Annotated in this window: 25 protein-coding genes and 4 tRNA genes; 16 read left to right on the forward strand and 13 right to left on the reverse strand. The window is 40.4% G+C overall.

The features are described from left to right. Positions 1–17 precede the first annotated feature (17 nt). The 3 genes from LBH49_01310 to LBH49_01320 are packed head-to-tail and all read right to left on the reverse strand — an operon-like array spanning position 18 to position 3,417. Positions 18–896, reverse strand: a complete 879-nt coding sequence (locus LBH49_01310; protein ID MDR0351269.1) for a hypothetical protein — start codon at positions 894–896, stop codon at positions 18–20. After that, complete coding sequence (locus LBH49_01315) at positions 893–1,795, reverse strand: Amuc_1100 family pilus-like protein (GenBank protein ID MDR0351270.1); 903 nt, start codon at positions 1,793–1,795, stop codon at positions 893–895. Before LBH49_01315 ends, LBH49_01310 begins: the two co-directional genes overlap by 4 nt. After that, positions 1,792–3,417: a hypothetical protein gene (locus LBH49_01320; GenBank protein MDR0351271.1), complete on the reverse strand. Its 1,626-nt coding sequence runs from the start codon at positions 3,415–3,417 to the stop codon at positions 1,792–1,794. The genes LBH49_01315 and LBH49_01320 overlap by 4 nt, the downstream gene beginning before the upstream one ends. Before the next feature lie 300 nt (positions 3,418–3,717). Here LBH49_01320 and LBH49_01325 point away from each other — a divergent pair, with 300 nt between their 5' ends. Then, positions 3,718–4,986 carry a beta-ketoacyl-[acyl-carrier-protein] synthase family protein gene (locus LBH49_01325; GenBank protein ID MDR0351272.1) on the forward strand — a complete coding sequence of 423 codons (1,269 nt, stop codon included), beginning with the start codon at positions 3,718–3,720 and terminating at the stop codon, positions 4,984–4,986. A 1-nt stretch (position 4,987) separates the two neighbouring features. On the opposite strand, the gene LBH49_01330 is transcribed toward LBH49_01325, so the two are convergent. Continuing rightward, positions 4,988–7,624, reverse strand: a complete 2,637-nt coding sequence (locus LBH49_01330) for a hypothetical protein (GenBank protein MDR0351273.1) — start codon at positions 7,622–7,624, stop codon at positions 4,988–4,990. A 114-nt stretch (positions 7,625–7,738) separates the two neighbouring features. Between LBH49_01330 and LBH49_01335 the strand changes: the two genes are divergently transcribed. Continuing rightward, positions 7,739–7,822: transfer RNA gene (locus LBH49_01335), tRNA-Leu, on the forward strand. Positions 7,823–7,884: 62 nt separating this feature from the next. On the opposite strand, the gene LBH49_01340 is transcribed toward LBH49_01335, so the two are convergent. Beyond that, positions 7,885–9,021 carry a hypothetical protein gene (locus LBH49_01340; protein MDR0351274.1) on the reverse strand — a complete coding sequence of 379 codons (1,137 nt, stop codon included), beginning with the start codon at positions 9,019–9,021 and terminating at the stop codon, positions 7,885–7,887. 89 nt (positions 9,022–9,110) lie between these two features. Continuing rightward, a complete protein-coding gene (locus tag LBH49_01345) occupies positions 9,111–10,715 on the reverse strand; it encodes a peptidyl-prolyl cis-trans isomerase (GenBank protein MDR0351275.1) in 1,605 nt (534 codons plus the stop codon). A 162-nt stretch (positions 10,716–10,877) separates the two neighbouring features. Here LBH49_01345 and murJ point away from each other — a divergent pair, with 162 nt between their 5' ends. Continuing rightward, positions 10,878–12,443 carry a murein biosynthesis integral membrane protein MurJ gene (gene murJ, locus LBH49_01350; protein MDR0351276.1) on the forward strand — a complete coding sequence of 522 codons (1,566 nt, stop codon included), beginning with the start codon at positions 10,878–10,880 and terminating at the stop codon, positions 12,441–12,443. Between the two features lie 41 nt (positions 12,444–12,484). Beyond that, positions 12,485–12,561 (forward strand) — tRNA-Pro (locus LBH49_01355). 5 nt (positions 12,562–12,566) lie between these two features. Here the strand turns inward: LBH49_01355 and LBH49_01360 are convergent. The 6 genes from LBH49_01360 to mgtE form a co-directional block, all read right to left on the reverse strand. Continuing rightward, positions 12,567–13,268 (reverse strand): methyltransferase domain-containing protein, encoded by a 702-nt coding sequence (locus LBH49_01360; protein ID MDR0351277.1) that lies wholly within the window; start codon positions 13,266–13,268, stop codon positions 12,567–12,569. A 17-nt stretch (positions 13,269–13,285) separates the two neighbouring features. Then, positions 13,286–13,909, reverse strand: a complete 624-nt coding sequence (locus LBH49_01365; protein MDR0351278.1) for an alpha/beta hydrolase — start codon at positions 13,907–13,909, stop codon at positions 13,286–13,288. Then, complete coding sequence (locus tag LBH49_01370) at positions 13,906–15,012, reverse strand: 8-amino-7-oxononanoate synthase (protein MDR0351279.1); 1,107 nt, start codon at positions 15,010–15,012, stop codon at positions 13,906–13,908. Before LBH49_01370 ends, LBH49_01365 begins: the two co-directional genes overlap by 4 nt. 105 nt (positions 15,013–15,117) lie before the next feature. Continuing rightward, entirely contained in the window at positions 15,118–16,125 is a 1,008-nt protein-coding gene (locus LBH49_01375; protein MDR0351280.1) for a hypothetical protein, read from the reverse strand. A 1-nt stretch (position 16,126) separates the two neighbouring features. After that, a complete protein-coding gene (locus LBH49_01380) occupies positions 16,127–16,600 on the reverse strand; it encodes a type III secretion system chaperone (protein ID MDR0351281.1) in 474 nt (157 codons plus the stop codon). Between the two features lie 56 nt (positions 16,601–16,656). Beyond that, the gene (gene mgtE, locus LBH49_01385) at positions 16,657–18,033 is read right to left on the reverse strand and encodes a magnesium transporter (protein ID MDR0351282.1); all 1,377 of its coding nucleotides are present in this window, start codon (positions 18,031–18,033) and stop codon (positions 16,657–16,659) included. Between the two features lie 175 nt (positions 18,034–18,208). On the opposite strand from mgtE, the gene LBH49_01390 reads away from it, so the two are divergent. The 12 genes from LBH49_01390 to LBH49_01445 all read left to right on the forward strand — a co-directional run bounded on the left by LBH49_01390 (position 18,209) and on the right by LBH49_01445 (position 26,113). After that, positions 18,209–18,874 carry a hypothetical protein gene (locus LBH49_01390; GenBank protein MDR0351283.1) on the forward strand — a complete coding sequence of 222 codons (666 nt, stop codon included), beginning with the start codon at positions 18,209–18,211 and terminating at the stop codon, positions 18,872–18,874. Then, complete coding sequence (locus LBH49_01395) at positions 18,874–19,302, forward strand: beta-hydroxyacyl-ACP dehydratase (protein ID MDR0351284.1); 429 nt, start codon at positions 18,874–18,876, stop codon at positions 19,300–19,302. Before LBH49_01390 ends, LBH49_01395 begins: the two co-directional genes overlap by 1 nt. 76 nt (positions 19,303–19,378) lie before the next feature. Next, complete coding sequence (locus LBH49_01400) at positions 19,379–20,053, forward strand: OmpH family outer membrane protein (protein ID MDR0351285.1); 675 nt, start codon at positions 19,379–19,381, stop codon at positions 20,051–20,053. 51 nt (positions 20,054–20,104) lie between these two features. Continuing rightward, complete coding sequence (pgsA, locus tag LBH49_01405) at positions 20,105–20,686, forward strand: CDP-diacylglycerol--glycerol-3-phosphate 3-phosphatidyltransferase (GenBank protein MDR0351286.1); 582 nt, start codon at positions 20,105–20,107, stop codon at positions 20,684–20,686. Positions 20,687–20,744: 58 nt separating this feature from the next. Beyond that, positions 20,745–21,191, forward strand: a complete 447-nt coding sequence (locus LBH49_01410; GenBank protein ID MDR0351287.1) for a phosphatidylglycerophosphatase A — start codon at positions 20,745–20,747, stop codon at positions 21,189–21,191. Between the two features lie 119 nt (positions 21,192–21,310). Then, positions 21,311–22,648: a thymidine phosphorylase gene (locus LBH49_01415; GenBank protein MDR0351288.1), complete on the forward strand. Its 1,338-nt coding sequence runs from the start codon at positions 21,311–21,313 to the stop codon at positions 22,646–22,648. 57 nt (positions 22,649–22,705) lie between these two features. Beyond that, positions 22,706–23,515 (forward strand): 3-deoxy-8-phosphooctulonate synthase, encoded by an 810-nt coding sequence (gene kdsA, locus LBH49_01420; GenBank protein MDR0351289.1) that lies wholly within the window; start codon positions 22,706–22,708, stop codon positions 23,513–23,515. A 45-nt stretch (positions 23,516–23,560) separates the two neighbouring features. Then, complete coding sequence (gene ykgO / locus LBH49_01425) at positions 23,561–23,686, forward strand: type B 50S ribosomal protein L36 (protein MDR0351290.1); 126 nt, start codon at positions 23,561–23,563, stop codon at positions 23,684–23,686. A 15-nt stretch (positions 23,687–23,701) separates the two neighbouring features. After that, on the forward strand, positions 23,702–23,950 hold the full coding sequence (locus LBH49_01430; protein ID MDR0351291.1) for a type B 50S ribosomal protein L31: 249 nt from the start codon (positions 23,702–23,704) through the stop codon (positions 23,948–23,950). 60 nt (positions 23,951–24,010) lie between these two features. Then, complete coding sequence (locus tag LBH49_01435; protein ID MDR0351292.1) at positions 24,011–25,318, forward strand: AAA family ATPase; 1,308 nt, start codon at positions 24,011–24,013, stop codon at positions 25,316–25,318. An 84-nt stretch (positions 25,319–25,402) separates the two neighbouring features. Next, a tRNA-Met gene (locus LBH49_01440) sits at positions 25,403–25,476 on the forward strand. Between the two features lie 61 nt (positions 25,477–25,537). Continuing rightward, a complete protein-coding gene (locus tag LBH49_01445; protein ID MDR0351293.1) occupies positions 25,538–26,113 on the forward strand; it encodes a hypothetical protein in 576 nt (191 codons plus the stop codon). Positions 26,114–26,139: 26 nt separating this feature from the next. On the opposite strand, the gene LBH49_01450 is transcribed toward LBH49_01445, so the two are convergent. Then, positions 26,140–26,214 (reverse strand) — tRNA-Glu (locus LBH49_01450). Positions 26,215–26,472 lie beyond the last annotated feature (258 nt).

Here is a 26,472-nt window from a genome sequence, read left to right on the forward strand (position 1 = left end):
AACAATAAATTTCACAATTAGATATTAGTTTTTTCAGTAGCAGTCAAAGGTTTTGCCAAGCCATCTTCATGTAATGTCTTTTCTAGCAAGTTCTTAATTGGCAACATCAGGGTCAACTTATGGCCATTGGGGGCAGTCTGAATGAATTTTATATAATCACTTTTTATATTGATTTCAGCCAGTGAATAGGTGATTTTTTTTACACGAAATGAGTCATTTATCTCTGTTAGTGTAAATGTGTTAGCTGTGCTATTCGCTCTTATTACTATCACATATTTATCGTCATAGAATTTTGTGTGCCTGGACAAATGGATTGTTTTATCCAATGCATGGTCATGTATGGTGATCACTGGCTCATTTTTTAGCGATGGGTCTGGCAAAGGCGATTTTTCCTCGAATCCAGCTATGGTGATATTTTGCTCTTTCAGATTGTCGCCAACTTCGCATCGAAAGCTATGATTTTTTTGGATATCATATAGCATTAATGTGAATTTATTAGCTTCCTTTACCCCATCAGGTTTCTGGAAATATCCAGAAAATTGCACCTTATACTTTTGCTTCGAGATCGAAACAATGGATAGGTCTGCGATTTTTTGTGGTTCCGAAGGCAATGAAGCTGAAAACTTTCCATTATAAAGAAAGATTTGTGGTGGTGTGAATAGATCAAATAGCCAATAGTTGCCGCGATGGGATGCCGATGGAGTATGCCAGGAAAATTCTTGAAATTCATACATGGATAGGTTATCATTGATTGATGTGTCTATTTTTGAGTAATTATATTTTTCAAGAAATTTCGACTGCTCTTTTTTTAGGTCTTCTATGTTAAAAAATTCGCTGAAGCTACATAAAAAAAGTAGAAAAATTGCTATTAATGTCGATATTTTTGAATTAATCATTCCTTTATGGCCTGTTGAGAAAGTTCGTTATCATGATTCATAAATAACCATTCCAGAGTTATTTGTATTTTTGACTTATGATGTTCAGCGATTATCGCCGGCACTTTTTGGTTGTCCTTATCATCGCCTTTCGGTGTATCTATGGCGGAAATTTTTATTTCTCTAAAAAATATGGGTAAGGTTTTTTTTACCACACTGTTCATAAAATTGCGAAGACACTTGGTATATCCGATAAATATTATCCTAAATAGGGATGATTCTAGGTTTTTGGTTTTTGATTTATGAGATTTAGTGTCAACAATAGAAAAGGTATAGGGGCCTTCAAGGTTGTTTTGATCTTTGGCTATGGATTCTCTTTCTATGGAAATAAATTCAAAGCCTGGGTCTTTGGATTTGAAAAGAATTTGCAAGAGCTTTAGTATTGCTATGCTTTGTCTATAAAGCAGATGTATTTCATCTGTCGATGGAATTAGGTCCTTTTTTAGGTAGGGTTCGAAACTGAAACAGCAGTCTTTGGGAATCCAGATATCCAGAGAATTTGCCTTTTCGTGAAGCATTTTTACTGAGGACATTAGTGAAAAATATAAGTCAACTTCATCCTTTGGCCCATGATTGTTTGCTATTGTCGATGAATATTTTTGGTATTCCTCCATGTATGCCTGGCTTCGCAATTCATAGATGGCTGTGGCGCGTTTCATGGATGCGAGTTCTGATTCCGAAGGTGGTTGAGGGTAGAGTTTAAAAGTTTCGATGGAAATTCGATCGTTTGCTCGGTCCAAAGCTTTATTTTCCATAAATTTTCTCAATGCTCCTATGGATAGACCTGTGGACAATAACAGTAGACTTAGAAAAAAAGTTGCTGCGATCAAATGGATCATGTGTTTTTTGGTGATGTTCATGTGTCAAAAATTGGTGATTTTGGATCTAAGACGATGTTGCATCGGAAATTTACCAGGTAGTTTTCTGGGTTTTGCACTTTTATTTCGTGAATTTCGCTGACATGGCGCATTTGTCGGATTTTTCCGAGCAGTGCATCAAATCGTGTGTGGGTCAAGAGTTCAAATTTGGGTGAAGTGGACATATTTTCCACGAGCATTTTCCCGGCTATTTTTACAAAATGCCTGTATTGATTTGTTTTTTTACTCTGCGCCATGGCATCGCCATTCAGCTCAAATATATCGAGCCATGTTGTACCTGCTTCGGCTATAGCCATTTGTAGGCCATTAAAAAATTCAATCAAGGCATCCTGGTGGGCTTTGATGAAATCCACCGCCTGGGCCATTTTTTTCTTTTCTGCAGCAATTTTTTCAACGGCTGAAATGGATTTAGCAAGTTCCTCAAACCTGTTTCTGGTATTTACTAAGCGTACGCTTGTGTTTTTTAAAATAACATTTTTTCTGAGAGAAATGAGGTAGGTGAATAGCATGGAGGCGGTTAGAAAGAGCATTGGCATGATGGAATTATATATCCAGATTGGCCAGTAATTGTGAAAATATTCCACTCGGTTGATGTTTTTTGGGAATTTCAATTCATTATCTTTTTTAGATGGAGTATTAATGGCTCCGATGAGTACCGGGAGGATTTCGAAAATATTCTTATCTTGTTGTGGTGCAGTGCTTAACTGTATATTTAAAATTTCATCAATGCCATTGGTATTTTTGGTTTTCATCAGATTAGATAAATTTGGCATGGCTACAAAATCTTTATATGGGCCGGTTAGGATTAGAAATTTTGGGCGATTTAGTTCCATATTATCGATAAATTCTGTCAAAAATTTTTCCAATTCTTTCTCTAAATATATGGAAATTTCGGTGCTAATTTGTTTAATTAAATCGGCATTTTTATCGGATTTCAGCGATGATTTTGAAGAAAACATGGCCACTTCCAGGTGCTCGAGAGACAGGTCATTATTTGATTCTGATTTGATTTTTTTCATCATTTCGTCAAATTTGAATGGAATTATTTTGGTCTTATTCCGTTCTTTTTTATGGATATGCACCAGCAGTGCGTTTTTCATGAGATGGATCGCCAGGCAATTTTTTTTGCATTTACTGAATGCATTGAAGCGTATAATTGGATCCAAGAATATTATTTTGGGGTATATTCTGGCGTTTCTTAGGATCGATTGTAGCGCATGGATTCTAGGAATTTCTACGGCAAAGCAGTTTAAGACATTTTCTTCATTGATGAAATTTTTTGCCATTTGATAGGTCCATTGATTTGTCTTTTTCCCAAAAATACTTGCAAATTCCAATGCTATTGCTTCTTGTAGTTTGTCTTTTCTTATGTTATAGACTTGTAGTGGCAGGTATTTTATGAATGAATCGGAGAGGATTAGTGTTGATAGATTTTTTTTGATTTTATCTGGTAGGGATGCCAAGATATCGCTAACATCTTTTAGGTCAATGAGTTCCTTGCTCTCTATGACATTTACAAAATAGGTACTGCCAAGACAAGTGATTTCACATACAGTCAGAAAATTTTCAGTGTAGTGAAGTATAATTTTGCTTACTTCATTCATTATAACAGTGACAGATTGATGCCCTTAGGCAGTTACTCAGCTTAGCTAGGCAATGCATTTGTCAATCCAATGCTGTTTTTTAATGTTTCGTAATTAATTGATGCAGTTGGGGTTATCGAATTTTTCTCCATTTATGGCATTTCCAAAGAGACTATAGCCGAGGCAAGTGATTCCACGTTGTATGGTTAAAAATTTTTCAGTGCGGAAAATTTAACTAGGCAACTCATGTGCCTATTCAGTGGAGTTTTCAATGTTTTGTAATTAATTGATGCAGTAGAAGTTATTTTTTTCTTTCATGGGATGTCATTTTATCTAGGGTCAAAAAAGATGTATGCTTACGATGAAAGGATAGTTATAACTGGTGTGGGATTGACAGCACCTAACGGTAACTCACTGAAGGACTTCAGGAAAAATCTGTTGGCCGGAAAGGCGAATATTGAGATGCTTGATATTCGTTATATTGGAATGGTTCCGGCTGGCCTATGTGATTTCGAAACCGTTCGTTATCAAAGCAAGAAAGATATTAGAAATGGGACTCGGGCCGGCAGTATTGGTGTTTATTGTGCCAATGAGGCAATTTTGGATAGTGGAATTGACTTTGCGATCGTTGACAGATCCAGGATTGGCGTTTACGTGGGCATAACGGAGCATGGTAACGTGGAGACAGAGAACGAGATATATAACCTGTCCCAGTTTGGGTATGATGTTAAGTATTGGGGGCATTATCATAATCCGCGGACGATAGCCAACAGTCCGGCCGGCGAAATTACCATAAATCTTGGGATAACCGGGCCTCATTATACCATTGGAGCTGCCTGTGCGGCGGGTAATGCGGGATTAATCCAGGCCTTTCAAATGTTGCGATTGGGTGAAGTGGATGTGGCCATTGCTGGGGGTGTCAGCGAAAGCATAAGGTCTTTTGGCATATTTGCTGGGTTTAAGAGCCAAGGTGCTTTGGGTTATAATAAAGATCCGAATCTGGTTAGTCGGCCCTTTGATCGTGGTCGGAATGGCATTGTGGTCAGTGAGGGTGGATGTTTGTATGTGGTTGAGCGGCTTAGAGATGCAGTGGCTCGCTCGGCGAAAATATATGGTGAAATTGTTGGCTATGCGATAAATTCCGATGCCACCGATGCTGTCAGACCGAATCCACCAAGGCAGGCAGAATGTATTCGATTGGCGTTGAAAAGGGCTGGGCTGCAACCTGATGAAGTGAATGTGGTTAGTACCCATGCCACGTCGACGGCCCAGGGAGATGTTTCGGAATGCATAGCCCTGCGAGAGGTATTTTCTGGCAGCTGTGATACCTATTTCAATAATACTAAGAGCTTTATAGGTCATGCCATGGGAGCTGCCGGGGCGTTGGAGTTGGCAGGAAATCTACCGTCATTTGAAGATGGATATGTTCATGCGACGATCAATGTTGATGATTTAGATCCGGACTGCCAGATTGATAACCTGATCTGTAACAAGGCTATAAAGTTAAATTCTCCAAAAATTATTTTAAATAACTCCTTTGGCATGATGGGAGTTAATTCGGTGATTGTGGTCAAAAAATTTTCGAGCTAAGTCAATAGACATCACGTAGATATCGTTTATCTTTGCGCATTTGTTTGACGAAGTCGTCTGCATCGGCAATGTGTTTGGCAAGTATCGTTTTGAGAGTAGTTTCCACATCTTTTGCCATTTTTGATGCATCCCCACAGACATAAAAACAGGCGCCGTTGACAATCCATTCCAACAATGGCTCGGCGTTCTCTAACATCTTGTCCTGGACATAGATCTTGGTTTCTTGATCTCTAGAAAAAGCTAGATCTAGGCGCCATAGATCTCCGCTGGCGAGCAGCGAAAGCAGCTTATCTTGGTAGTAAAAATTTTCAGATCTATGTTGTTCGCCAAAGAATAACCAGTTGCGGCCGACAGACTTACCCTGAGCTCGGCGCGTGGCTCTTTCCTGAAGGAAAGACATGAATGGGGCTAATCCTGTGCCCGGTCCGACCATAATCATATCGGCAGAATCTTCTGGCAATGAAAAGGTGGAATCGACGATGAAAGTGTCGGCAGATTCGCCCAGCTGTAGTCGGTTACAGAGATAGGTTGATGCCACGCCAAGGCGTTCTTTGTTGTTCTCTGCCAGATACTTAACTGCCGCAACCAATAGATGTATTTCACCTGGTGTGGCTGTGGGAGAGGAGGCTATGGAATAGAGTCGTGGTGGCATTTTTCGCAGAGCATTGGCCAGATCTTGGGCTGACAGTGCGATGCTCTTAAATTTTTGCAAAATATCATATAAACCATTGTTTTTCAAAAAGATATTGAACGTTTGCTGATCGCCATTATTTATATCGAAGTATTCGGCTAACTCCTTTGGATCGCTGATCCTTTCGGCCAATAGTTCCCAGAAATGTTTTGTCAAATGTGTCAAACATAGTTTATCTGTAAGTGCTTTTCCAATAGGCATTTCTGTTTCGCCGATCGAAATATTTTCATTGAAATCTAGGCTAAGCCTATTTAATAACTCAATGACATCTTTCTCTGAATTTTTTGGCATTATGGCCAATGAATCTCCACTCTTGTAGCGATGATGATCTGGATTTTCAAATACCAAATGATAGCCAATTTTTTCCGCATTGGCGCCACTAAGTCTTTTTCGGTCAACTAGTTTTGCTTTAAATATTTTTCTCACAGAAGAACTTTGCTGTGGTGGCTGGAGGGGTTGATTATGGCTATTGCTGAGGGCCAATGTTGTTCCCTTGGCCACAGCGATGGATGTTTCTGTGTTATATGGTTCTATAACTGTTTCTTTGTCAACACATAATGCCAAAGTTGTGGGACTTTGCTCCGGTATTACAATTAGTTGGGCAGAGTTTTGTTCCGTTGGTTTTGGTTTGGATTGTTCCAATTTCGGTAGGGCGACTAACTTACCATCCTCATATTCAATGACATAGCCTTCATGAATAAGCCAATTTAGGTGTTTAGCCACGGCTTCGAAGGGCATGTTAATGCCGCTATCTGGCTGGCGAATTTTCTGTTCAACGGCGGATATATTTATGCCATTGTTTTTCTCTATGAATTCGACCAGTTGGCGAATTTCTTCGGTGAAAACATGATTATTTGGCACGAATTTTCTGCGTACGGCACAGACGTAGGATATGCCATTTTTTCCCTTTCGATATATGGAAAAATGTAGGCTTCTAAGCTTGCCGCGCAATCTGTTAGCTGTATCCAGCGGGAATTTTTTTTGTTTTTGCCAGACATAGTCTATGGATCTTTTGATCATGGAGCGCGGCATGGAGGCGAAGGTTGTGCCGAGCAAGCGAAATGTAATTGCTTTTTTTATGGCTTTATCTCTTAGATTCTCGAGCAAATACTGCTTTACCTGTCCCATAGATTGCATTGCCGGGATGTCTTCATTGGATCCTTCTTGAAGTTGTTTAGGCTTGTACATCAAGCGCTTAGACATTTGTTCAAGCCATTTTTGAATTTCCGACTCATCATTGACCGTTTCTATTTTTGATTTAAACCTGCCAAAGGACATGAATTTCAATTCTGAGTCGTAGTGTTCTTGGAGTATCATATTATACATGTGGTAGTTAGGTGCTGACAATAATTTACCGGTGATGCCGCATTTGTGCACACAGGTGAATCGTCCTTTGGGCCTATCCACATGGGCTTCGGTGATCTCAAAAAATCTATCAAGGTGATTCTTAACTATATGGGCGACAGCATCTTCTTCGGTTTCGAAGGGAATGCCGTCTGGCAGCGATAGGTATAGCGGCTCCACTTCACCGGTTGCATTAGGTTTTCTTCTTATTGTTACGACAAAACGTTCTGGTTTTTCTAATATCAATTGTGTTATTTTGAATAATTCATAGGTTTTACATGAAGATTTCATCATTGTAACCATTGGTTCGAATGGTATGTCGTTCTGGTAGAATGCAACATCGATAGTTGGTACGAAGGGATGGTAGGCAGGAGATGTGTCATTGCCATATTTTCTGTGGTTGTTAGGTGCCCCATCATAATGGCGCTTGGACTGGCCGTAGTTTCGGATAGATGACGCAGCTGTAGCTTGGCGATGTTTTTTATCTAATTTAGTGATAACATCTTCGCTCCATCTGACACCAAACTCAAAATCTGAAAGAGATTCTGAATCATTTTGGTTTGGTTCTTTCATTTGATTGCTGAATTCTTCTACTTTGTTCATGGTATGACGTTCTGGTTAAATTATAGATTTAATTGGATTAATTTGAAAACTGTTACAAACACAACATTTTTGTTGCTAATCATGGCGAATATATTTCGATTTTTGCAGTTTTTAGCTCAGGTGGTGGAATGGTAGACACGCATGTTTGAGGTGCATGTGCCGTAAGGTGTAGGGGTTCGAGTCCCCTCTTGAGCACCATTTTAAAAATTAAAAAAGGCATCGAATTCCATCGATGCCTCTCCATCATTATTTGCAAATTCTTAACCTCCAATGGGTAACATTAGCGCAGGTGTTATCCCTCCACCCGAATTTCCTGACTGGAGATTGAATAGGTAATTTAATAACATAAATGTGGATTTAGAATTTAGGTCACTGTCACTTATGTAGAACCAAAATCCTCTATACTTTATCGAGACAAATGCTGTTGTCGGTTCCTCTGCGGAATGATGTATGTTGAGCCATCGTCCTGACATGTTGCTGGTCCAATCGAAAATATTACCATTTTCGTCGGAAGTCGACGTAACGAGACCGGCATCCACATCTTTGGTTGGAACTTCGATGGCATGAGATAGATAGAAAAGCACTTCCATGATCGATCTAGTGCGCAGTGACAAAATATTTTCAGAATTATCTATGAGATTATTCCGAAGGCTGAACTCATCGAGGTCTGCTGATAGTCCAAGCAATTTGTTCAATTCAGATCTTTCCTTGCTATTTTTTGATTTTGGCAGGAATCTCAGGACGGGTTCTCCACTTCTGCTCACACCTAATCCCAATTGTCTACCTTCGGCAATTCCAATGACAATATTGCCATCACTATCCAATGTGGTTAGTAACTCTGTGGCCCGGAAAAAATCTTCGTAATGAGGTTTTATTTTTGGAGTTGGGCCCGAAGCTGTCGAAGCGTTATCGAGGTTATTGATTTTTTCGACGCATAGATCGAATACTCTATCTATGGTCCAGCCGGCCTGGGCCATGGTCAGCACAGTTCCCAAAGGAATTGGTGTTACCAAATTCTTAACAAACTTTTCTCCATGAAGCGGAGAGTAGGTTATGGTGGGCGAAACATTTTCTTCTGTGCCTAGTAGAGGAAATGCCATGACGGCCGTTGGCCCGGAATGGTGAGCGTTGACATTCCATTGGGTCTTTCCCAGCCCAATAGAAGCCTTCAATGTTCTCGATTCAGTTATGCCGCTGACTTCCAAAAAGTATGGTGTGTCTCTGTATTTTAACCGAATGAGATTCAATAGCATCTGTTCGTTTGCTGTTTCAGCCAATGCATAATTATATCTGGGCTGTGCTTCCTTAATGGAATTTGGTCCGATGGAATGACACCCACTTAATAACGTAGCAGCACTTCCTAAAAAAACTGTAAAATAATTTTTTATTATATTCATTCCCGCTTGCTTGATGAGCATTTATGAAATAGTTTACAGCTTTAAGTCAATGAAAATTTACCATTTTTACAGTTTTTCATATTATTTTCCTAGGAGTTTTTATATTTTTCAAGAGCATCTTCGGCGAGTTCCAGTAGGAAATTGCGAGCGAAGATATTGCCGACATTGGCTTCCAGCTGAGCTAAGCGATCGGCTATTTTCTTTGGATCAGCAACTTCTGGCATATTTACATCATATATATATATGTAATTGCAGCCGTTATCGTCTTCTTTTTCCTTGATCAATTTGTCGACATTTTTCTTTGCTATATGTTTCATAAGCTGCTGGAGTTTAGCGGATGATAGTTCACGATGGAGTTCATCCAAAGTTTTGTCTTTATGGTCTTGGATTTCCAGTTTCTTTTCCAATGCAGCGGCTTGAAAAGTCATGCCATTTTTGATCAAGGTTTCTATTTCTTTAAATGTTTCGGAGCATTTTTTATCGAAGGCTATCCGGGCTTCTTTTTTAGAATAGTCACTTCGCACCAACGACTTAGCTTCATCGAAGGCCATGGGACTTGGGGGAATTTTTTCTTTTAAAAATAACACCACAGCATTGCCGTTTCCCGTTTCATAGGGGTCCGAAAAATACTTGGTTTGGTCGAGATTGGCTAGATTTTTGAATACTTTTTTTGGTAAATCTAGATCGGATGGCGGCTCATGGGGATCTAAATTTGGCAGAAGTTTTTCACTTATCTTGTTATCTTTCAAGAAGTTATTGAAACTTTCACTGCCATAGATCAGGCCTTTATCGTAGAGGCCATAGACGAAATCATCGGCGGCTTTCATTGCTAATTTTTTTAGCTGAAATTTCTCATATTCATCGATTATGGCTGTTTTCAATGCATCTTTGTCAGCTTCAAATTTTTCAAATTGATGTTTTCTGTCCATGTAAAAATTTTTTAAAACATCTTTTGTGGCCGGAGGCATGAAATTCCGAAAGACATCTTTTTCAAATTCAACATAGGATGCTGCAAGTTTTTCTGGGAACTGGTATCTAATTTTGTTTGACTCAAAAAATGCCATCAACTCTTCATCGGAAAAACTGTCCGGTATCTCGTCGGCTTTCAGGCTTGCCAGACTCATAGACCATTTGGCTTCATCAATCTTAATTTGTTCTTCTGCTTGTTGTTCGAAGGCAAAGCCACAACCGCCGATGGCATTTTCGATGAACTGCAGACGAAAATCGTTTTCCATTGCGTGTTTTAGAATTTCTGCATCGTCATCCTGCTTTACCAGCGATCCAACGATGGAATTGTAGGCCGATGGGCTAAATTTGCCATCTTTATCACTGAACATCCTGTATTTTTCCACAAAATCATCAAGGGCTTTTTTGTCCGGAACGGGGATGTTCATTTTGTTGGCCATATCTATTTTTATTGCACGCATAAGTGCTTCATCTTGAAGTCCTCCAAAGTACAGTAAATCAAATCTACCATTTAAAACCGCGCTCATCCTGGTTTCTTCCAGCAGCGATTTGGTATCTTTTTGAGAATTTAGATCGTAGCCGAAAAAAATTCTTGGCTTGGCTTTCCTTCTTCCTATGCCCGGCGAGGATCCCACAGTGAATACAAAACTGACAATGACGATGAATAATAATATGGAAAATAACCACTTATGGTGTTTTTGTAACAAATTTTCTAAGGAAGAAATCATAATCTTAAATCAATTAGGTCGCGAGAATAAAAGTTCTTAGTAAATTACAACAAATTTTACAATAAATTATTGCTAATGTAACATAGCTTTAAGTGGATTAAAATATTATATTGCAAAAAATATTCTTGTAAAAGTTAATAAAATTTGAGTATATGGCGGCGAGTGGGCGTTCTAAGTAATATATTTGCCATATCATTTATAACTTTTATTTCAAGAGTTTTAGGATTGATACGAGATATGTTGGTGACGGCTGAATTGGGCACAAGCTTTATGCATTCTGCCTATCTTTCGGCATTCACCTTGCCTAATCTTTTCCGGCGATTGCTTGGCGAAGGAGCTTTGACGTCGGCGTTGATACCTGTATTTTCCGATGAATTTCATAGATATGGCTTGCAATCGGCTTTTGTGCTACTCAATAAAGTGATTACCTGGGTGGCGTTGCTGTTGATTGCTTTGCTTGGCCTTGGCATGACGTCCATATCTTTTTTATCTAAAATTGAAGGACTTGAACTACGCTGGTACTATGTCTTCAACTTTTCAATGATGCTATTGCCCTATATGATTTTTATATGTTTGACCGCTGTTTTTTCCGCTGTTTTAAATGTATTGGGCAAATATTTTCTTCCGGCTATGAGTGCTATCTGGTTAAATATAAGCATGATAGTGTTTTTAGGTTGGTTTGGTGTAACCTTTGCTTCGTCCCAACTTATGGAGATCCGTTGGTTGATCGCCGGTGTGATTGTGGGTGGAGTAATTCAGCTGATTGTGCCGATGGTGCAGCTTTATATGATTGGCTGGCGGCCGAGGATTAGCCTTTGGATTAGTGCGCCGTTACTGAAGATTACTAAGCTATTTATACCCGGATTAATTGGAGCATCAATAATGCAGGTAAATGTGGCTATTTCTAGGTTGCTGGCCTTTGAGCTATCCGATGAAGCAGTGGCGATTTTGTATTTATCAAACAGACTTGTTGAGCTTCCGCTGGGCGTATTTGTTATAGCGGCGGCTACGGTGATATTTCCAGATTTGTCCAAGTTTGCATCCAATGGAAATCACGATGAATTGGCGAAGATTTTTCGCCGTGGCATGGATATGATTATGGCAATAGTTATGCCGGCAGCGGCTGGACTTTTGGCTTTGAGGTATGAAATTTTGACGATTTTATTTGAATGGGGAGCCTTTGGTCGAAGTGATGTGTTATCTGTGGCGCCGGTTTTAGGAGTATTGGCATTGGCTATGCCATTTTATGCGATGTCAACATTTTTGACCCGAGGCTTTCACTCTATAAAAAATACCAGGACGCCGGTGCAGATATCTTTGGTTAATTTTACGGTAAATATTGTGGCGACGTTGGTGCTCATGAAGCCGTTTGGTGTGATGGGAATAGCCTGGGCGAATTTTTTATCGGTGGTGGTGCAGACAATTTTGTTGTATCTATTTCTCATTAAGGCTGAATCATCTTTTGAGCTAGAAGGTTTTGTGTATCCATTATTTGTGACATTTTTTGCCAGTGGCTTCATGTATGTGGTTGTTCTTTTTTGTCAGGCCTGTGTTGGTAGTGCATTTGTGGCAGGTAAGCTTTGTGCTCTTATGGCAGTGGCTGGCTGTGTAATTGTTGGGATGATTGCCTATTTCATTGTGCTTAATCTATTGGGGATGAATAGGATTTTCGATAAAATTTTGACTTTTATGATGGAGTTCTTGAAAAATTGCAAAATTTGTAAATGATCATTGACCAGGAATCTATTTGTTTATTTATCATAGCCGAGCGGGTTGTGGCGTAGTCTGGTAGCGCACTTGCATGGGGTGCAAGGGGTCGAGAGTTCGAATCTCTCCAGCCCGACCAAAGGTTTAGTTAATTTTTCTTTCCATTAGTCCGAAAAATATTTTGTATTCTAAGTTGATGGGAACGCGATGGCTAAGCAGTACAAGCGCATTATCAAAGCTACTTTTGCCAAAGTTTGCCCCTATTTTTTTGAAATGCATGGCGGCGTCTTTGGCCGAAGGGAAGGCTAGGTTGAAAATTTTAGTTTCCATATTTATCATTTTGCCCATGGATTGACAAAAATGGACGAGCTCTTTTTCGGTTCTATATTTAGGAAATGGCGAAGCTTTGCCCTGGCTTTCGAATATTTTGGAAAATTCAAGAAAGCTTCCGTCGACTAGGGTAGAAAAGGCAAAATATTTTGAGGTTTTAAGTATTTTTTTTGTGAATTTTTCGAAATCATTGAACCATTGGACGCAGAGATTTGAAATGGCCAGATCACAGGTGGTGGTAAATTCCTGAATTTCAGCGTCGCAATGGGTGTATATCACCTTATGGTCCTGTAGCTTATGTTTAGCCATGGTCAGCATTTTTTGAGAGATGTCGCAGAGATGTAATTTTAGATTTGGAAAATTTTTTAGTAATTCTATGGCGACAAAGCCTGTGCCGCAGCCGATGTCCATGGCCGAGTTGATTTTTCCAAGGCCTTTAATAAAATTAACTAGGTGGATGGCAGATTTTTTTTTGGACAATTGCCTGGTTGTCATAGTGTGTGACTGCCGAGTCAAATTTAGCGCCGATATGATTATTTCTGGTCATGGATAAATGATGTTAGAAGTTCGATTATTTCGTCGGATTTCTCATGGCCGAGGCCATGGCCTGCACAGTTTAGGTACTTTATTGTTACGTTGGCATGGTTTTTGAAATTATCTTCAATCAGAGATTTAGGGACGATTTTGTCCTTGGTGCTGCCGATGATAAGCGTGGGTATTGGCCTAGGCGTGAATTTTTCATATAGCATTTGCAGTTCTGCCGATAGTTTTTCCAGCTCTGGGCTATTGTTTGATTTTGCCTGATAGCCGCAGGAATTGTAAAATTGTTCCAGGCAAGTTTTTGGGTTATGCTGGAGGGCTCGGACCATTTCATCCAGCTGTGGCTTTCGGATTCGGCGAAGTTTTTCGTCCTGGCCAAGGAAGTTACAGAAGCATTGCAGGCCCAACATGGCATGGAAGTTTATCCTTGAATTGCTTAGCGTTGCAAAACCGAGAGAATGGCCCAGCCCGACATATTTTTCCTGTGAATCCAAAGCTAAGTCGTGGCTGAAGAATAGGTATTTTATGTTTCTATGGTCCAGTTGATGGATGAGATTTTTCCAATAGCCATGGTCAAAGCCGAAGCCGTGGGCTAAAATCAGTGTGTATTTATTCATGAAAAGGTCCTTAATAATTTATCTATGTCGGTTTGACTGTGCTTAGTGTTAAGCGCAATGCGCAACCGTTGTCCAGGTACCGTTGGGCGGCGCAGGCCGGAAACTAGAATGCCGTTTTTATATAAATCATCTTTTTTTCTAAGCATTTCGTGGCTATCATTGAATGGCAATGGAATGATGTTGGTGTTGCTACCTAATGCCTTATGCCCGAGGGCTTTAAGTGAGTTTCTTAGGCCATTGGCTGCTTTTATTAGTGCTTTTCTTTCCTTTGGCTTAGTTTTTAATATTTTCCAGGCGCAGGCGGAGGCTCCGATGCAGAATGGAGATAGAGATGTCGAATAGATGAAACTTGGGCATCGGTTTATTAGTATATTTTTAATCATAGCGTTACAGGCTACATAGGCTCCGGTTGATCCCAGGGCTTTACTGAAAGTGCCCATTAGGATGGTTTTGGTTTTATCCAGATCGAAATCTGTGGCCAGGCCATAGCCGTTTTCTCCTTGTAGACCAATGGCATGAGCTTCGTCTAGATATAGAATGGCATTGTGATGGGCAGATAGGTTTGCCAGAATTTTTAGATCGGCTTGGTCTCCATCCATTCCAAATACGGTTTCCGATGCGATGACAATGGTTCTGTGGTTATGGGCATTTTTTTTCAAAACATCATCAAGCATTGTGTAGTCTAAATGATTGTATCGTAACAAGTTAGCGCCACTGAGTCTTGCTCCATGGTATAAACTTGCGTGGTTTAATTTATCGAAAATCACCAGACTATTTTTGTCCAAGATTGATGGCAGGATTCCAAGGTTGGCATCGAAACCAGAATTGAATAGCAGAGCCGTTTCGCTGCCACAATCCTTGGCTATTTGGGTTTCGAAATCTTCAAATAGATCGCTGTTGCCGGATAGGAGTCTTGATCCAGTAGTACCTGAACCATATAGTTTTGCCGCTTCATATCCGGCTTCTAGTAGTGAAGGTGAGTTGGCTAGGCCCAGATAATCATTGCTGGAAAAATCTAACAAATTTCGATGTTTTGGTGTGATGGATCTCAATAGACCAAATTCTTTCAATTCAGCCAGATAGGCTATGTAGTTGGTGACCATTTTCTATCTTTCCACCCGTCCTTGCATCTCTAGACGGACCATGGGATAATTTGTGCAAAATTCAAGAATTTTTATCTGATGTGGATATTATTTTATTTTTTTTATTTATATCATCCGGATTATATTATTTGCGTCGTTATTTAAGTTAGAACTCTTTGTAGATGTTATACTTTCGACGGGTGGAGTGGTGTCTTCTTGGCTTTGGTTATTAATGGCAGAGGAATTTGTCGTAGGTCCTTTAGTGGATGAAATGTTGCTGGTTTTTTTAGTAGAATTTATTGGATTTCTGTTGGTTATTGTTTCGGCCTTTGGCGCGAAGTTTATTGACTTTTGGTTATTTGCAGCTGTGAGATTTGCTTTGATCGCAGATTTGTCGAACTTTTTAAATCTGGTTTTATCTAGTTTATGCGATGGTTTGGTGTTAGTCAGCACTTCATTTTCAAGATTTTTGCGCATAGCTTTTAGGCTATCAGCTTTGTGTTGTCGCATTTCCTTTTGCACATTTCGCCCATTGTCAGGGGATTGGACTTTGGCATCCACATTTGAGGTTATTCCCAGTGAAGTTTGGGCCATAGCTCCAATTTTATTGGCTTCATTTTTCTTCGGATCTTCGTCTCCCAGAGCCATGGTGAAGTTAAATTGCAACAATGACATTATTGAGGAGATTAGAGAAGATTTAGCCTGTTCCAGTGCAGCGCCTTTTGAGTCATGTGATCGATTTGTGTTCGACGCACTGCCCGTTGCATCGATATCGTCGGTGATGCCATCGCCATCGCTGTCTATCTTTATGTTGACACTATCATCTTCGCCATCGAGGCAATTTATTATCCCATCGCCATCATTGTCACCGGTATCAACTTTTGGCTCATTGCCGTGATGTTCAACCATAGCTACCGACATGATTTCCAGAGAGTCTCCGACGGTTTTAAAGCCACTTAGATCAATGTTTCCAAATGCATTGGTCATGAGTTCCGAAATGATACCAAATGTCTCGATCGTCGAAATCGTTGGTTCTAATACATTTGTATCATGATTTACGGCGTCGAGATAATCATTTATCATGCTTATCTGATCCGTACTTTTTTTAAAATCTACTGTAATATCATAGTCCATGTTACACCATTGTCAGCAATGAAGAGAATTTATCTGATTCTTCTGGAGATTGTTGTGGAATAGATTGAGAAAACCCTTCGATTTTTTTTGATACTTTTTGGACTGTGGTAAAGAAATTGCAAAGTATATTTGATATCAGTGTGGCATTTAGCACTTCGCTAGGAATGGTATAGAATAGTACTATTTTATTGGTTTTGGCATCCAGTCCAAGGCTACATTGATTGGTTTCTAATCCGTAGAGATTCAGTTTTAAAAGATATTCCATTGCATCGGATTTATTTATGGTTGGTAGATCTCCAACCGGAGAATACATGTATAATATATCGCCGGTTTTTGATAATTCGATTATATATTCGAAATCGGATTGTTCCTGTTTTATGACACAAAGCCCATCGCTCCTCAGGCCCAAATTAAGGCCCAACGATGTGCCCACGTCTCTGAGCATTCCATTGACAGCAGTTCTGGCATTCATCATCACACCTCCGGAATATATGGTATAAAAAAAAGAAAAAAATTCAATTTAAAATGCGATCAAAAAAGAATCATGGTGCCCAGCGATAAAAATACGAATATGCCAAAGGAGTCGGTGATGGCTGTGAGCATGATGTAGGAACTGCTGGCCGGATCGAACCGTAACTTTCTCAGTAGCACTGGGATCATGGTGCCGCAGAGGCCGGCCATTATCATGTTTAAGACTATCGATATGAATATGACGCAGGCAAATAGAATATGATGATTGCATACCAGTGCCATGGTTGCTGCGGCCAGGCCAACTATCAGGCCATTCATTAGGCCTTTAACAGCCTCTCTCAGGCAAACTTTCCTAGCATCTCCGCTGTGGAAATCGCCCAGCGCAAAGCCTCTTATGGCAATGGCTAGGGTTTGGGCTCCGGAATTTCCTCCAAGAATGGAAGTGAGATTCATAAATGCTGCCAGGGCGGTCATTTCTTGGATTTGCATCGAAAATGTGGATATGATTTTTGTAGAAATCATTGCGGTGAAAAGGTTTATAATTAGCCATGGTATGCGCCTATTGGCGCTGTAGGTGATGGAGTCGTTTATGGTTTCGTCGGAGCCAGCACCGTGAAATTTTTGTATATCCGATGTGGCGGCTTCCTGAAGTATGTTTATGACGTCATCGTGGGTGACTATTCCAAGGAGTCGGCCCTGGGTATCGATGATCGGGAGTGTCTGCAGGCCGGATTCGGTCATTATTTGAGCGACTTTTTTATCTTCGGTTTGATAGTTACAGGCGTGGGTGATATCAGCATCCATGATGTCTGACACCTTTTGGTCAGATTTGGCCCATATTAAATTTCTCACCGACGTGGTGCCTACTAGTTTTCTTTGATTATCAATGACGTATAAGGTATCAGTATTTTCTGTTTCATTTTTTTCTCGCCGTATATGTTGGATGGCTTCGTCCACGATCATGGATACTCGCAGAGTGGTGACATAGGGAGTCATGACGCCGCCGGCGGTGTTGGGGTCGTATTTGAGTAGATTGCGAATGGTGATTGCAACTTCTTTGGGCAGTTTTGTTATAAGTCTCTCTCTATCTTTGATTTCTAGGTTTAAAAGCAGATCTACGGCATCGTCGGGTTCTAGCTCTTCGATGATTCTGACTGCCCGAAAATCCCTCATGGTTCTTATTATTTCGGCCGAATCGTCCGGTGCCATGGATGCCAGCACTTCCGATGCGATGGGTGCGGACAATTTTTGTACAATAAATTGTTGTTCCACAGATGTTAATCGCTCTAGAAATTTGCCAACATCCGTGGGTAGCGTATAGGAAAGTTTTTTTGCATCAATGGAATCTATGCCGGTGTCGAGCAATTGAAGCAGTTCTTCAAGGCTATACTGTTCAGAATTTTTTGGTGCTGTATAACTTTTAGATGTTTCGGGCATTTTATGAAATATCTTCTGGGTTAGTAAATCATGGACTCATTATATGAAGGAGTTATGGATCATACAATAGAAATTACAGCCGAGATACCATATCAATGCATATTCTATAATTTTTTTACTTTACGCGAGCTAGTAGATTGATATTGGCACAATAGTCTAAATATTTTTAACATAAATGGTGTCAAATAAAGATAGTCTCGAGTGGTGTGTGGCTCGGTTGGGCGATGATTTCAATTGGTGGGTAGACAAGGTCAGCAGCGATATTCAGTGGGATGTGGATTGTCTGAGTATTATAGACCCGAAGCAATTCGACCATATTGTGGATCTTATTGGGCCTCTGAAGCCCTACGGTTTTCGAGATGATATACTGGAAAATGCATTCTATAAGTTTCGTATAGAAGACGCTATGCCTGGTAATAGGGTGAAGCTTGCCAGGGCAGATGTCAAGGCATTGGAGTCCGTTGAGAGGTTATTTTGCCTGCCCAATGTGATTTCCGAAAGCGAAGGGCCCTATGCTGAATTTGTGGATCACATAATATTGATGCGAGTTAAGTTGCTGAATGATTTGCTTGAATTCAAGCGTCCCATTGATCCTCAGGAGCTGGAAGAGAGCATACGAGATGTGCAAAATGAGAGATATGTGGTCGGTTCAGCGGTGCATTTATTCGATGAAATTGGATTTATACTTGATTATATACCAGCTGGTTATGATTTAGATGATGACGGTTCTGGTGATGATGAATTCGGGGAGGATTACGATATTCCTGATGAGGAGATTATGGATATTTCCGGCGAGAATTGGAGTGACGATGATTTACATAGTTTGGAGGCATTGGATTGATGATGGATCCTGGAGCTGTGATTCCCCATCGGCCTCCGTTTTTGTTTGTGGACAAAATTATCGAGATTGGAGATAGCTATGCAGTTGGCCAAAAGACATTTAAAGAAGATGAATTTTTTTATAAAGGTCATTATCCAGATTATCCCATAACGCCGGGAGTTATACTGTGTGAGTCAGTATTTCAGGTGGCTGCCTTCTTTGCAATCAACAAATTAGGTTCCGTTTCCATGGAAGAAGGGATACCAGTATTGGCCAGGGTAGGTGAGGCCAGATTTAGGCGAAGTGTTTTTCCGGGTAGCACAGTGACATTGAGAGCGGAATTTTTAGAGTCCATGGGCAAATTCATGATGATGCAAGGGGCGGTTTTGCAGGGAGATAAATTGAGTGTTTCGGTGAAATTTTCGATGGCTTTTACCGACTCGAAATAAAAATTTTTGCTTTTTTTGAGAAATTTTGTTGCCTAATGGAATAAAAATATAATTACCAATACAGTTTATGTTTGTTATGAAAAAGATTTTATTGCCTATTTTTTGTGTATTTTCCGTGGTACTGTTAGCCTGTGGAACTATGGTTGGTGGAAGCGGGACAGGGAGTAAGATGACATCAAAGGTATCTGATAACGGCATTCTGGTTTTGGATGTTCAGAAGGTTTTTGATGGATATTATAAAATTGAAGAGATAAAAAAGGAGTTGACAGCCAAAGTAGATGCTGCTCAGAAAGAGTTTCAGGCGATGATTGATCAGCATATGAAGCTCGATAAAGAGGTCAAGGATCTCAATGAAAAAGCTCAAAATCCGGCCATAGCAGCGGAGGCAAAGGATAAGTTTAAAAAAGATGCCGAAGCTAAGGAAATTGAACTACGTCAGAAGATGATGGAGGTGGCTAAATTTAAGAATGAAGCCGATGCTCAGTTGAATCAGCTGCAGCAATCCAAGCTTATGGAACAGATGGAGGTCATTAAAGGTGTGGTGGGTGAAGTGTCGAAGGAGAAGGGAGCATTGGTTGTCTTTAGTAAAGTTGGACAGGATGTGGTCTATGCTGATGATTCGTTGGATATTTCCGATGAAATACTCAAAAAGTTGAATGCATCTGCTCCGAAGGTTGCTACCAATGCAGAAATAAAAACCGAAGCCAATGCTGGAGGAAATGGCGCTTCGACGGCGGCGTCGAAATCATAGTTATCTATTTTGTAAGCTGGTTTTTGTGTGTTATAGGCTGGTTTTTGTATAGTGAATATTGCGAACTGTGTGACTTTGTCCAGGGTGCCATCACTGTTTATCGTGGTGGTATTATTATATATTGATGTTAGGTTTGCTTCGACGGTGAGTTTATTTGTATTTATTTTTGCTTCCTGGACGGATTGGTTGGATGGTTATTTGGCTCGTCGCTGTGACATGGTATCGAATTTCGGAAAATTCATGGATGCTTTGATGGATAAGGTATTTATGGTTGGGCTGTTTGTGTCGATACTGGCGCTGGGTATGTTGCCTAGATGGTCACTTTTTTTTGTTTTATTAGTCATTGGTCGTGAGTTTCTTGTGACTGGATTGCGGTTGATTGCTTCGGCCAATGGTATTGTTATTGCTGCTGAGAGATTGGGAAAAATAAAAACTGTGATTCAGATAGTGTCCGTGGGTGTGATGATAATTTGGAAGGCATTGTCCAGGGATTGGGCTTCGATGGTGCCGAGATTGGTGATAGACTTTTTTTACTATGCCGGGTTGATTTTGTTTTTAATTGCGGCGATACTCACATTGATTTCAGGCCTATTTTACATTACCAAATACAAGGATATTTTTAATATGGATTGATATGTATGTATTTCGTCCATTTTGGGTTAAAATTCTTTCATCCAGGATTATCATTGGGATGGCAACCCTTTTCATTGGTGAGAAAATTATGGCTCCTGGGACCATGGGATCATTTTTAGGGTTGTTTTGGTATACTTTGTTTTTTTATGGAGATCACTTTATTATTTTTTGGCTAAAGTTCATAGCAAGTGCTTATGTGGCGATGGTTATTTGCGGAGAGGCTGAATTTAGGCTAGGAAAAAAAGACCCAGGTTGTGTGATTTTAGATGAAATGGTGGCCATGCCGCTGTGTTTTATCGCCATTGGTGGGCTGAGAAAAAGACTTAGCATGTGGATCATTCTATTGAGTGGATTTTTATTATTTCGATTTTTTGATATCGTTAAGCCATTTGGTATAAAAAGGTTACAAAATTTTCACGGTGGCATTGGGATTGTAATTGACGATCTGTTGGCAGCCATTTATACGGCTTGTACATTACTATTTGCAGGAGAATTGCTTAGCTGACTGGTTAATAATTTGTCAATATTAAACAGTTAGTTCTTGACAAAATTGCATAAAACCTAAGGAATAAACATGGCCGTTGGATATAATTTTGTTAATTATGTTGCGTAGGAGGAAAGTTTGTGGAATGCAGTAGTGGAATTCTGATCAAGGATTTCTCAAAGCTGTCTTATTCATATCTTGTTGAAAAAAAACGAGATGGTGATGAATTTTTAGATGAAGAAATCAGGTATATTACCGATTCTATTTTGAATGGTAGGATTCCGGATCATCAATTGGCGGCTTTGGCCATGGCAATTTATTTTAAAGGAATGTCGCCTCAGGAGACTGCGGTTTTTGCCGAGGAGATGATGCTCACCGGTGATGTTTTTGAGCTGCCAAAGATAACCAGACCAAAGTTGGATCGATATGCCACTGGTGGTGTTGGTGATAAGGCTGGATTGATTTTGATTCCGCTGGCTGCTTCCTGTGGAATTGCTGTGCCGTCGATGGTAGGAGAAGAAGAGGGGTTTATTATAAGTGATGTGGATAAGCTGAGATCCATTCCTGGTTTTACGACGGATATTACCCATGAACAATTTGCGGAACAAGTGAAGAGCATTGGCTGTGCTATTATTGAGCAGTGTCAGCGCATTACGCCGATAAATAATATTTTATTTAAGCTAAGGAAGGAGACTGGTACTATTCCGAGCATTCCATTATTGACGGCGAGTTTGTTGAGCAAAAAATTTTCTGAGGGGGCCGAAGGTTTGATTGTGGATGCGAAGTGGGGTAATGGTGCCTATGTTCGAGATGTGGAAGATGCTAAGCAGCTGGGGCGAATGGTTACACGTGTGGCCCGATCAATGAATCGTAAGTGTGTTGCATTGGTAACTGATATGAATCAGCCATTGGGAGATTCGGTTGGCACTGGTTTGGAGTTGCAGGAAGTGTTGAGGATTCTTCGCGGTGAGTCGGATCCGAATCTCGATGAATTGATATTGAGGTTAGGCATGGAGATGGTTCGGCTGGCTGGAGTTGCTGGATCGACATTGTCTGCTAAGCAAATGATTCGTAGGCATTTAACTGATGGCACTGCGTTGAATAAATTGAAAGAATTGGTGGAAGCTCAGGGCGGAGATGGTTCCTATGTGACTGATCCGGATAAGTTTCCTAAGGCCAAGTATGTCAAGAAGTTACCTGCTTCCAAGCGTGGTTATGTCCATACCATAGATTCTGGCATGGTGGCCAAAGGTGTCCAGATTTTGGGGCGAAAAAAAGATGGTACCATAGATCATTCAGTCGGGGTGTCCGGCATCAAAAAGGTTGGTACACAAGTTAAACAAGGCGAAGCGCTTATGATGATTCATTACAATGATGAAATCAGCTTGGAATCTTCCATTGAACTGCTGAGAGCTGCCTATAGGTTAGCGCCGAAAAGACCTGTACAGAATGATCTAATTGTCGAGCGTGTGGCCTAGGTCATTCGGCTGATGGATGTTTCTTGACTACATGATGGCCATATATTTAGTTATGGAGTGTTGTTTGATCGAGATAAGCTGTTGGTGATTGCTGGGCCCTGTGTGATAGAGTCCGAAGGGTTGCTGCTGGATGTGGCCGAGAGGTTGGCTCAAATTGCTGAAAGTAATGATTCTATTCGATTGATATTCAAGGCTTCATTTGATAAAGCCAATAGAACTTCTGTGGCAAGCAAGCGAGGGGTTGGTCTGGTCAAAGGGTTAGAAATTTTTAGAAAAATAAAGGAAAAATATGGATTTATAATAACGACTGATATACATCTGCCTGAACAGGCGGTTGTTGTGGCATCTGTCTGTGATGTTTTGCAGATTCCGGCATTTTTGTGTAGACAAACCGATTTATTGGTGTCGGCTGCGAAGACTGGGGCTGTGGTTTCGGTAAAAAAAGGTCAATTTCTGTCGGCAAGGGAGATGAGATATGTGATAGATAAGTTGGAAGTGTCTGGTGCAGAAGAAGTTTGGCAGATAGAACGCGGAACTACTTTCGGCTATAATGATTTGGTGGTTGATATGAGAAATATAGGCATAATGAAATCCCATGGCGCGCCGGTGATCTTTGATGCCACCCACAGCGTTCAAAAACCTGGTGCTGGAGAAGGTGTTACGATTGGCAATCGAGAATTTGTTGAAACTTTGGCCTATGGTGCTATGGCTGCCGGAGCTGATGGTGTTTTTTTTGAAACCCACATGGATCCGGATCAAGCGGCTTGCGATGCGGCAAATCAGGTGGATGTGAATAAAATTGAGAGAATTATAGGCAATTGTGTGAAATTTTGGGAATTGCGGCGTTCTATGGTGAGTCAATATTAAATTTTTCTTGACATTGTTGGATGCCATAATTGAGTGAGGGCAAGTATGAAAGTGGTTGCATCGCTGAAATCAGCTAAGTGTCGACATCCGGATTGTAAAGTTGTCCGCCGGAAAGGTAGAGTTTATGTGATTTGCAAAACAAATCCTAGGTTTAAGGCGCGGCAAGGCTAATAAATTGGAGTTGATATGAAGAAAGGAATACATCCAGAATCCAGGCCGGTGTGTTTTATAGATATATCGACGGGAAAGAGGTTTGTTACGATGTCCACGGTTCGTTCGAAAAAAAAGGAAGTGATTGATGGCGTTGAGTATGACGTTGTGATCAAAGATGTTACATCAGATTCTCATCCTGCATATACGGGGGAAAAGAGATTTGTTGATGCAGCTGGTCGGGTAGAGAAATTTAACTCGAAATTCCGACGTTGCCGCAAATAACTGTCTTTTTTCTCCTCTCATTTTAGTTGCTTGCCGATCTAGTTGTGGTTTTATCTGAACATGTTGCGTTGTAGTAAAGATTCTGGAAATCCTCTGGAAGAGATTACCAAGAGGCTTGAGGAGATTTTTGAAAAAACTAGAATTGATCCGATATCTTTTTCCACAAAATCTGAGCCCGAAGGCGATGGTGATAATAGTTCAGGTCATGAAACAAATTCTGATTGGCAGAAAGATGGGGCGTTATCTTCCATTGCCAAAATAAAATCATTTAGCCTAAAACCCGTTGAAGTTAAGGAATATCTCGATAGGTTTGTGATTTGTCAAGACGAAGCCAAAAAGGTATTATCTGTGGCGGTTTGTGATCATTATAATCATGTCAGGAATTGTATCTCTAACATAGATAAGAGGTTACCGGATGATGAATATAATAAGCAAAATATATTGTTGTTTGGACCGACCGGAGTGGGTAAGACCTATTTGGTAAAAACCATAGCCAGATTGATAGGTGTTCCTTTTGTAAAGGCCGATGCTACAAAGTTTTCTGAAACAGGCTATGTGGGTGCTGATGTGGATGATTTGGTCCGCGATTTAGTTAAGGCTGCCGATGGCGATGTTGATTTGGCTAAATATGGCATCGTTTTTATAGATGAAATCGACAAAATTGCCAGTGTATCCACCGGAGATTCCCGTGATATATCCGGCCGAGGTGTACAGATTAATTTGCTGAAGCTGATGGAGGAGACAGATGTTAACATCTTAAGCCAGACAGACATAATGAACCAGATGCGGGCTTTCATGACCAGCTCTTTTAGTAGAAAAAATAAGGCTGATAGAATAAATACTCAGCATATTTTGTTCATCGTCAGCGGAGCCTTCGATCGTCTATCTGAGATCACAACTAAGCGCTTGGGCCAAACTAAGATAGGATTCGGTGGTGCCAGCAGTAAGAAGTCAACAGATGATTTTGCTGTTTTGCAACAAGTTAATACGGAGGATCTTATAAAATATGGCTTCGAGCCGGAATTTATTGGCCGATTGCCAGTGCGAGTGGCTTGCAGGTCTCTTGGCAAATCTGATCTGAAAAAAATTTTGATTTCATCGAAAGGTTCCATATTAAAACAGTATGTCAATGATTTTGCTGGTTATGGCATTGAACTAAATGTCCAAGAAGCGGCTTTGGAAAAAATAGCCGAGGCTGCTGAAAAAGAAAAAACTGGGGCCAGAGGTTTATTGACGATTTTAGAGCGAATATTTCGTAATTTTAAGTTTGAATTGCCGTCAACATCGATAAAAATGCTTGATATTTCGGTAGATGATGTAAATAACCCCGACAGGTTGTTGGCTGAATTGATGCAAAAATTCAATTAATGTGGCGCAGAATTTATTTTAAAAATTTTCGTAAAAATTTAATTGACTTATCCATGGAAACACAAATAAAAGTTAAATCCTAGATGCAGGGTGGAGCAGTCTGGTAGCTCGTCAGGCTCATAACCTGAAGGTCCTTGGTTCAAATCCAAGCCCTGCACCCCAACCATCTTGTTGTGTCGGAACGTGTTAATGCAAATATTTGAATACAGTAACCTTGAGATGGATTATTTAAAACTGCGCGACCAAAGACTAGGTGTTGTCATCAATGAAGTTGGTCATGTAAATGTACCTCTCAATGAGAACGTGTTCGAAGCCCTTGTCATTAGCATAGTTAGCCAACAAATTTCAAACGCGGTTGCCAGTTCTATTCAGAAAAAATTATCGGATAGATTCGGTGGTTTATCTGAACACAACATTCGAGGGTGCGACGCTAATGCCTTGCGCGAGTGTGGCTTATCCGAACGGAAAGCTTCCTATGTATTGGGATTGAGCAGAGCTGTCATTGACGCAACGGTCGATTTCTCAAGTCTTCCTAACCTAAGTGATGAGGATGTTGTAACAGAACTTGTTAAGTTAAAAGGAGTTGGAGTGTGGACTGCAGAAATGATTCTGATGTTTTCTCTCGGGCGAAAAAATATATTCAGCTGGCGCGATCTCGGTATTCGAAAAGGATTAATGAAGCTTAGCGGATGTAACGACTTGGATCAGAACAAGATAGAATCATATAGGGCGATCTATTCGCCCTACTGCTCCATCGCATCTTTTTACCTATGGAAAGTTTGTAGTAAAAAATAACAAAACCATGGCGCCGCTGTGCCAAATGGCACCCCTACGGGGAATCGAACCCCGGTTTTCGGAATGAGAATCCGACGTCCTGACCGCTAGACGATAAGGGCACACAACACTACAAAATCTAATGAAAAATCTCCAAGTCAACTTTTTTTAGTTAATCAGTAAATTTAATTGCCGTTTTGGTTTTGTAAGTATTTGGCTACGAACATATTATTTTTTTGCAAATTTTCCTTTACCTCTGTTAAAGCTACCGTTTTTTTTCGGTGGCAATTTGATTTCATAGGCTTCATTGCGCGCTTCGCAAAGCACAGCCTTGCGACTCAATCTCACTTTTCCATTGTCATCAATTCCAACGCACTTCA

This window comes from Puniceicoccales bacterium, assembly GCA_031255005.1.
Classification (GTDB): domain Bacteria; phylum Verrucomicrobiota; class Verrucomicrobiia; order Opitutales; family LL51; genus JAIRTH01.

Coding starts and splice junctions, on each gene's coding strand:
- LBH49_01435 (MDR0351292.1), top strand. CDS start 24,011: ATGTTGCGTTGTAGTAAAGATTCTGGAAATCCTCTGGAAGAGATTACC.
- ykgO (MDR0351290.1), top strand. CDS start 23,561: ATGAAAGTGGTTGCATCGCTGAAATCAGCTAAGTGTCGACATCCGGAT.
- LBH49_01330 (MDR0351273.1), bottom strand. CDS start 7,624: ATGAACAAAGTAGAAGAATTCAGCAATCAAATGAAAGAACCAAACCAA.
- LBH49_01400 (MDR0351285.1), top strand. CDS start 19,379: ATGAAAAAGATTTTATTGCCTATTTTTTGTGTATTTTCCGTGGTACTG.
- LBH49_01325 (MDR0351272.1), top strand. CDS start 3,718: ATGTCATTTTATCTAGGGTCAAAAAAGATGTATGCTTACGATGAAAGG.
- LBH49_01340 (MDR0351274.1), bottom strand. CDS start 9,021: ATGAATATAATAAAAAATTATTTTACAGTTTTTTTAGGAAGTGCTGCT.
- LBH49_01315 (MDR0351270.1), bottom strand. CDS start 1,795: ATGAACATCACCAAAAAACACATGATCCATTTGATCGCAGCAACTTTT.
- LBH49_01365 (MDR0351278.1), bottom strand. CDS start 13,909: ATGAATAAATACACACTGATTTTAGCCCACGGCTTCGGCTTTGACCAT.
- LBH49_01370 (MDR0351279.1), bottom strand. CDS start 15,012: ATGGTCACCAACTACATAGCCTATCTGGCTGAATTGAAAGAATTTGGT.
- mgtE (MDR0351282.1), bottom strand. CDS start 18,033: ATGCCCGAAACATCTAAAAGTTATACAGCACCAAAAAATTCTGAACAG.
- LBH49_01375 (MDR0351280.1), bottom strand. CDS start 16,125: ATGGACTATGATATTACAGTAGATTTTAAAAAAAGTACGGATCAGATA.
- LBH49_01395 (MDR0351284.1), top strand. CDS start 18,874: ATGATGGATCCTGGAGCTGTGATTCCCCATCGGCCTCCGTTTTTGTTT.
- LBH49_01390 (MDR0351283.1), top strand. CDS start 18,209: ATGGTGTCAAATAAAGATAGTCTCGAGTGGTGTGTGGCTCGGTTGGGC.
- LBH49_01445 (MDR0351293.1), top strand. CDS start 25,538: ATGGATTATTTAAAACTGCGCGACCAAAGACTAGGTGTTGTCATCAAT.
- LBH49_01320 (MDR0351271.1), bottom strand. CDS start 3,417: ATGAATGAAGTAAGCAAAATTATACTTCACTACACTGAAAATTTTCTG.
- LBH49_01345 (MDR0351275.1), bottom strand. CDS start 10,715: ATGATTTCTTCCTTAGAAAATTTGTTACAAAAACACCATAAGTGGTTA.
- LBH49_01380 (MDR0351281.1), bottom strand. CDS start 16,600: ATGATGAATGCCAGAACTGCTGTCAATGGAATGCTCAGAGACGTGGGC.
- LBH49_01310 (MDR0351269.1), bottom strand. CDS start 896: ATGATTAATTCAAAAATATCGACATTAATAGCAATTTTTCTACTTTTT.
- LBH49_01410 (MDR0351287.1), top strand. CDS start 20,745: ATGGCAACCCTTTTCATTGGTGAGAAAATTATGGCTCCTGGGACCATG.
- LBH49_01430 (MDR0351291.1), top strand. CDS start 23,702: ATGAAGAAAGGAATACATCCAGAATCCAGGCCGGTGTGTTTTATAGAT.